Origin of the sequence: Erwinia sp. PPS120, assembly GCF_047918655.1 — a bacterium.
Lineage (GTDB): Bacteria > Pseudomonadota > Gammaproteobacteria > Enterobacterales > Enterobacteriaceae > Erwinia > Erwinia tasmaniensis_A.
The window spans coordinates 1-7855 of the sequence record NZ_JBLREF010000062.1 but is presented as its reverse complement, the minus strand read 5'-3'; the positions used below and the strand labels follow the sequence as shown (position 1 = coordinate 7855).

The following is a 7855-nucleotide window of genomic DNA, read 5'->3' as shown; positions in this document are numbered from 1 at the left end:
CCCCCCCCCCCCCCCCCCCCCCCCCTTCCAAAAAAAAACCCCCACCCTAGATATGAGAACCAGTCTCGTGGGCTCGGAGATGTGTATAAGAGACAGAACAGTAAGCGTCGGCATGGTTCTAGCGAGCAGATGCCACCGACTGAATATGAAAACCTATATTATCAACGGCTCAGAAGTGTCTAGATTATCCGTGGCGATTCAGATCGTTGAAATGACTGCATGTTACATTGTTACTTTTGTTACCGTTGAAAACATCAAGTTGGAGAGCTAAATGGATTGGCCAAAGGAGTACAGCAAGACGACTCAAGCGGTAAGAGATGCGGCGTATAAACACTACTATGTTGAAGCAATCACCCGGTCGGTTCTGCTACCAGGACAGGAGAAAACCGCTTATCACGATGGACTACTAACGACGGATTATTACCTTTTCCTGTTTACCAGCAGGGAGAATCCGAAGCTTACAGGATATTTTACCTGTGGCTTGTACGCAGCAAAGGGGTGGTTCGAGTTGAACGGACAGCGACCTGAGGGAATTCCATCCTACAATCCCCTTACGGGCGAGTCCTCCGGTGTTAGTAAAAAGAGTGGCTGCGGGATTACTAAACCGCTGAAAGCTGAATCAGATCCAAGAATGAAACGTCTTATCAGGGTACTCCAGACGTTCATTTCTCTGACGGACGATGAAAAAAGGAAAATCAAAGGCGAATCAACCACATTGACTGTCCTCCAGAAGCTCATAAAAGCGTCAAAAGATGCCCCCAGCACGTCAAATATCAGGTCGGTAAATACCACTCTCTACAAAGCGCTCAAGGATGGTCGTCATGGTGGTGCCTGTACATTCACTCAACTAGTTGATCATTACGAGGTTCTTCTTGGTGTGACTTTCAAGAAGATATCTATTGATGATTTCAATCAGGAAATCGACGCTACTCGCAACAAGTCAGCGACATATCCGTATATCCCTTTGGCATCATTCTGAAATTAAGGGCTATCGTCCTGTCTGCTATTGGCCCATCGATCAAGCGTAGTGGGCGGAAGCTCTGCTAGAAGCGAGGGGCAGGGCACCGCTTCTGGTACGAAGCGGCCGAAGTCACTGAGCAGAAGATCCGCTGTGAGCGAGAAGTGGACGTAAAGTCTAAAAAAGAGTGGCAATGGTTCAGTATTTTCTGGAAAAACCATAGTGATTCATATGATGGCAGCGTTACATTAATGTACTTCTTTGGTCTGAATGAAATCATTAGCTGGGAATGCTAGCGCCACGGGGCCTGAATCATCCTGTTGCCATGTTTACTGTGACACTTGCATAGCGCACGAAACCCGAGGCGATTCAGTAGTTGACTTTAGTAAGTTATCTGGATTATGTTGTTTATAGGTGACGGCTCTACCCTCAACTGGAATCGATCGATTCCGAGCCAGATGAATTAAGCTGCTATAGCGGCCCATCTGACCTATTCGATCAATTTTACTGAGGTTTATTATGCAAAAAATTAATGTCACCCCTCGCCTTTTTGACTCTGAAGTACTTAACAGCTCTGAAAAGCGCTTACGTATACTCCTCGAAGCAAACCATACGAAATTCCGTTCTCTCACTGTATTCGAGCAAAAGCTTGGTGAAGCTGAGCATAAGCAGAGGAAGGCCCAAGGCAAAGCCGGAAAAAAAGTGCTACCAGCGACCAAAACTATCGTGGCCGCGATTTTTGGCTGCGAATATTTCAAAGACATTCCTAAACTTGCAATCCCTGTAGATGAGCACTTGTCCGTCATTGAGCTTAATCAGCGGCGTGCACAACAAGCCTCACTTTTGAACACCTTTATTTTGGAAAAGTCCCCAGATCTAGGCTTAGCGCCACCCCAATCCCTATATCAATTGTGTAGTGAGTTCATCGAAATGTGGCAGCCTACTACCCGTACTTACGACGAGCTGGTACAGACCATTTACTATGCCTTGGAAGCCCAGAGCGCTGGCAAGCTTCCTGATTGGTTCAACCGTTTGTCTCCTCAGTTGGAAAAAGCAAGCTGGAATTCTGAGGTACTGCCTAAGGCCTTAGTGTATGAGGCACTCGCACTATTGAAGGTAGCAGATGAAGCCTCGCTCACTCCAGCTATCTGGAACAGCCTGGCTTGGCCTTTAATGCGCGAAAACCTGGGTATTGCAGCCACCTGCTTAGCCAATACCGCAGAGTTCTCGAAAACGATCCGTGCGACCAATATCCTGGAGCTGCTTTGGGAAAGCGGGATCATCTACGCTGGTATCCAACTAGCTCGGATGTATCACGACTTGCTTGCACCGAACAGGCTTAACCTGCAGCGAGCTGATGAGGTCATCAGCCAGGTTTTCAAGCAATATGAGGCCTCTAGTAATCGTTCGGGGATCTTCACCACCTCTGATTCCCATGCGGAATTTTTTATGACCTATAACACTATAAAAATTAATGTCCTACGCGAAGCTCAAGATCCTTTTCAAGTTTTCCAACTTACTCAGCAGATCCTTGCCGCCGGTACCTATGCCGCTAGGTTAGGTTTCGAAGGCTTTGCGGCATGTGTGATGTCCATCTTGGCCCCAGATCTTCCAGAGCTCCAGGGGCAGGGAAACGAGGAGATTTTCGCACTACGCCAAAAAATATCTAGGTATCCGTTGGCGGAAGCTTTCTGCAAGGCCTCGGCTAAACTCGCGTTGGCGAACCGCCAATAGCTTCCTCGTGCTAAAGCTGAACATCTTGTTGGCGCAAGGAAGCCCATCCAGCATCACTTTACACCGCTTCGTTGAGATAATTTCCATCGAACCCCACTCAACGAAGACCTGTTTGTATTCAGATCAAGAGGCTAAACACATGACAGCTGCAATTTGCGACGTATGCCACGGCAGTGGAGGTCCTATCGAAATCGAATGCCCAAACTGTAGCGGAACAGGGTATGATCCAACGGATGATAAGCCCTTCGCTCAATGCCATACCTGTTACGGCGATCAGACTATCGAAATCGATGAGTGCACGAATTGCGGCGGTATCGGCGAAGTGGTCTTGAACGATTTTTGAGTTCAAATGGCTAACCTCAACTCCTCGGTTTAAAACCTGAAGTAGTGGTCCCGGGTAGGGCGGTGCTCTTTAGCACAACCCTCCTCGGGCTACAATCGCAGTGTGGCCTTTTCGGCTCTAACCTGTCCCAATTGATTAATATAACCCGATATTACCAACGTCCGTTTCTGGCACGAAACGGACCGTTTGAAGAGCAGAGTGGTCTGCTAAGAGCGAGATATAGTCATTCGCACTCTGACAATTACACTTTGAAGTGATTCAGGGTATGCGCTTACTGATTACGAAAATTGAGCGAGAATCATGCGATGATCGCCGCTTTTCTTTCGAGCCAGTTGGTGCTCCACGTTCGCTAACGAATACTCAGGGCATGCAGATAAACTGCTGGCTATATTTCTTTCGAAGAACGTGGAATGCATACCAATCCCCGATAAAAAGGAGTTGGTAATGACTGTGACTAATCAATTTGCTGTACACATTGGTCTGTACTGGGCAGATAAAAAACACGATGTCTGTGTTCAGTTTAAAAACGGTGAACGCGTGTTCCATGTGATTGAACATACAGCAGAAGCGCTTGATGTCTGGCTTACTGAGTTAAACCAAAAGGTAAAAGACAGAATCGAAATAGCTCTCGAACTTAAGAAGGGCCCGGGTATATGATCTTCAAAAATATACCTTTATCACCTTTTTTCCCGTCCACGCTTTGTCCCTGACTCGTTACCGGCAAACCTTCTCGCCCAGCGGAGCTAAAGATGATCCGCAGGATGCCGAGCTGGCATTGGAGTTAATGCTGCGTTACCCCCAGAAGATAAAAGCCATTGAGCCCGATAATGCGGATATCTATATGGGCGTATCAACACTAGCCAGTGAATATCGATGGATCTCGGACATGGTGATGGGCGCGGCAGATATGTAGCACGGGTGTACAATAAGCTTGATTTTGAGTGAGCGTAATCTTTGATACTATCGTGGGCAAAACCCTGTGCAGCGTGAAAAATGCTATAAAAAAACAGGTTCTAGCTTGTTCTTTTAACCACATGATTATGTGATGATTGTTTTGATTTATGCTAGGATGGTCTCCAATTTATGAATTTAATATTCGTGATTGTGAGGACACTCAATGGCGCTGTCTTTCGGGCTGAAAACGGCTACAGACTGGTTACATAAAACAGTCGCAAGGATTCAGGTTGCTTCAGACAACCATTCCGGAACGGAAAATCAACCAGAAACACAATTGTCGATTGCCGAGGCTGAAACTGTAGTAACGGAAAATGAATTCCAAACACTAACCCCGATTGTCGATCCTGATAAAGAGGGCTATCAACCCTATTTTAAGGCGCTGGATTATGCCCTCAGCCGGGATGATGTGAAGAACATCGCCATCACAGGCCCCTATGGCGCGGGCAAAAGCTCTGTTATTCTCTCATACCTTAAAAAAATTGAAGGGCGAAAGCGACTGTGGCACCGCCTGAAATATTGGCTCAGGTTTACAAGTTTAAAACCAGCGGATGAGCACGTGACTATCTCACTGGCAAACTTTGAAACGGATGAGACGTTAAAAAGTTCCGAGTCTTTATCAAAAGAACAAAGCATTGAATACAGCATCTTACAGCAGATATTATACAAAGTGGATAAAGGTACGCTGCCAGATTCGCGGGTAGAGCGCATCCACACCCGCAGTGTTGGGCAAATACTAACAACATCTTGTTTGCTGTTTTTTGTTCTCGCACTGGCAATTGTTGTAACTACATTGTTGTTTCCTCAAAAAATCGTCAGCACGTTTTCATTATCATTAGCGGTGAGTCACTTCATTGCTATACATCCGGTATGGCGTTGGGGATGTATTGGTTCGCTATCGTTTGTCATTTGTTGGTATTTATTATCCCGTTTTTATCGGATAGGATTTTTTGACAGGAAAATTGCGCTTGATAAAGTAAATCTCCTTAAGGCGGAAATTGCAGCTGAAAAACAGAATGCGGCTTCCCTGCTAAATCTGTATATTGATGAGATTGTTTATTTCTTCCTTAAAACAAAATATAGGATTGTCGTATTTGAAGATTTGGATCGCTTAAACAATGGCCATATCTTTATTAAACTCCGAGAAATAAATCAAGTGGTAAATAATTCCAGTCTCTTGGAAAAGAAACCTATTAAGTTTATTTTTGCAGTCAGGGAGGATTTATTAAAGGATGCTGAATCACAAACCAAATTTTTTGATTTCATTGTGCCAATTATACCCGCAGTAGATAGTGAGAATGCTTACGATATATTAAGTGGTAAAATTATAAACTTTAATGCGGCAGATATAGAACAGTTTTTCAAGAAGGTATCCCTTTACCTGACTGATATGCGGGTAATGAATAATGTTATAAATGAATTTAATATCTTTAAAAAATTAATCACGGGTGAGATTTCTGATATAAAGTTATTTTCTTTGATAATGTATAAAAACTTATGCACCAAAGATTTTACTCTTCTTGATAATCAGGATGGTTTTTTATACAGAGTAGTTAATGCCTACTCTAAGAGAACACTACATGAAGTTTATTTTAAAGATTTGGAAATAAATATTTCTCAACAGAAAGAAAAGTTAGAGAAAGCACAAGAAGAATTGCAAACATCCAGTTTAAATTTGAGGGTTGAAATACTAAGACGTTATCTTCCTGAACAAATTGAAGCGAACACAGTGTTTTATATAAGCCATAATAAGCATGGGCAGATTGGGAGTAGTTGGAGCTTTGTTGAACTTTGTGAAAATGAATCTTTGTTCTGTGATTTTCTGAACAGAGAGCTTCCATCTGGAATCGCGATCTCTTATGCAAGAAACGGTTATCACTATCAGGATGCCTTCCCAATCTCACGGGACAAGCGGTCTGAAAGTTTACGCGAATACAACAAGCGTTCACCTGTTATTTTAGACAAAAATCAGAAAACTATTGAGCAATTATCTAAAAAAATTTCAAATACACAACGTGTTCTTTATCAACGAAATGGTATATCCCTTCATGATTTATGCGAAAAAATTACATTAACAAAATTGCGTGAATGGTTGCTCAAAGTTCCATCAGTCGACGATAGGGTAAATAAAAATACAGCCAAGGCATCGGCGATCAATTTCAATGTGGAGTTGTTGTTTTTCATGTTATCAAATGGATACATAGAGCAGGATTATATGCAGTATCGCTCTATCTTCCATGCAGGTGCTTTAAGTAAATTAGATAACGTTTATATCCAGAAGGTCGCTGCCAAGGTGAATTTTGAGGAATTGAAAGATATACATCTCAATAACGTTTCCAATGTTGTGGATAAAATTGAGTCGCTATCATTTAAATATTATGAAGGGATTTTTCATCCGCATATAATTAGTTTTTTGATCAAGTGCCGAGTTGATTTTGCACGTGATGTATTTATTCACTTATTCAATCATTGCTCACCTGGGTTAATTATTAGCACTATGCGGACGTATTTTTATGAATTCAGTAATGATGACTATCAGGACTTAATTAATTTAACTTTAAGCGATGAAAAGACATTGGGTAAATTGATGGAGGCGATGAGCACTTACCGTGACATTGACTCTGATGATGATTTTTATCCGCAGCTATCTGTGTCATTTCTTCGTTTTGGTCTGATAGAAAACATTACCCGACAAAGTGCTGTTCAGGATTATCTGCATGAATTAAAAACAGATACTACATTGTTTACATACATACAGCCCGATGAGATTGCGTCATTCAGCATAAAATTAAAAGAACTCAATATTGTATTCGATAGCGTCAGTGAAGCTAACGGTGAAAGTGAACGTGCGTTGGTGAAGTTTATCGCAGAGAATTTTCTGTATGTGTTTAATATTAATAACCTCACTGCACTGTTTAATGCGTACTCTAATAACAGAAAGAATGTTGAGGAGCTATCGCGCAATCCGTATACCTTAATCATTAGTGAAAAAGTCCCATGTTTAACTGAGGCTGTAAATAAAAACATTGAGATGTTTATCCTTGAATATTTCATTCATTCTGAGGAAAACGTTGAGTCTGTTATTTCACTCATTAACTCAGATGTTACTGAGCATTCCAAAGAAATTATCATTGAAAACATGGATTTTGAAGTTCAGCAGCTGTCGACAGTTGAAAATATCAGGTTATCTGTAGTTGATGGAACGTCATTCACTGTTTATGACCTCTTGTTTAAACATGGGCGTGTCGCTGCCAACTGGGATAACATCTTTGACTATATGTTTACCGATGTCGACAATGAGATATTGTGGGGGTTTTTTGCTCACCATCCGGAGGCGCTTTCAGGCCATAAGGTCAGTGTTCCTGAGGAGTCTGTTGATAATGTTGTAAATCACATCATTTCAGCAGCAGATAAGCCAGACGCGTTGTATGCACAGTTGATTAGCGTGCTGCCTGTGAGCATCGACCAGGCAGTCAGTGACCTGCCACTGACAAAATTTAAAGCACTTTGTGACAGCAACAGAGTTTTGCTGTCAGAAGCGCTCTATAAAGACGTACTCAGTATTTATGAAGGACAACGTCGCAAGGGCCTCAATGAGTGTCTGTCGCTTATGATTAGAAACAACGTTGCTGTTTTTGAAAGTAATATTGAGTTTTACTTGCAAGATGACGAAGATTTCGATAATGAACTTATTGAGCTTGTGCTCAATGATGACGATATAGCGTTGACGACTAAAGTTTCAATCATCGACATTATCTGGCCGCACTAGGTAATCCCCCCGAAAAACCGGTGTATTCATAAGTAGAATTTTCTCGTAATCTGAACCGGGGAGATCTATATGAAAAAATCACGTTTCACTGACAGCC

General features: G+C 42.4%; 3 protein-coding genes and 1 pseudogene. All 4 read left to right on the top strand.

The features are described from left to right. The first annotated feature begins 271 nt into the window (after positions 1-271). Positions 272-979 carry a hypothetical protein gene (locus ACLRGG_RS20935; protein ID WP_416251533.1) on the top strand — a complete coding sequence of 236 codons (708 nt, stop codon included), beginning with the start codon at positions 272-274 and terminating at the stop codon, positions 977-979. Positions 980-1477: 498 nt separating this feature from the next. After that, on the top strand, positions 1478-2692 hold the full coding sequence (locus ACLRGG_RS20930; RefSeq protein WP_416251532.1) for a hypothetical protein: 1215 nt from the start codon (positions 1478-1480) through the stop codon (positions 2690-2692). Positions 2693-3479: 787 nt separating this feature from the next. Beyond that, positions 3480-3873 (top strand): annotated as a pseudogene (locus ACLRGG_RS20925) (IS110 family transposase); the annotation flags it as partial. A 279-nt stretch (positions 3874-4152) separates the two neighbouring features. Beyond that, a complete protein-coding gene (locus ACLRGG_RS20920; RefSeq protein WP_416251531.1) occupies positions 4153-7758 on the top strand; it encodes a YobI family P-loop NTPase in 3606 nt (1201 codons plus the stop codon). Positions 7759-7855 lie beyond the last annotated feature (97 nt).

Excerpts from the sequence above, each read along its gene's own strand:
- ACLRGG_RS20935 (WP_416251533.1), top strand. The coding sequence starts at position 272 with ATGGATTGGCCAAAGGAGTACAGCAAGACGACTCAAGCGGTAAGAGAT.
- ACLRGG_RS20930 (WP_416251532.1), top strand. The coding sequence starts at position 1,478 with ATGCAAAAAATTAATGTCACCCCTCGCCTTTTTGACTCTGAAGTACTT.
- ACLRGG_RS20920 (WP_416251531.1), top strand. The coding sequence starts at position 4,153 with ATGGCGCTGTCTTTCGGGCTGAAAACGGCTACAGACTGGTTACATAAA.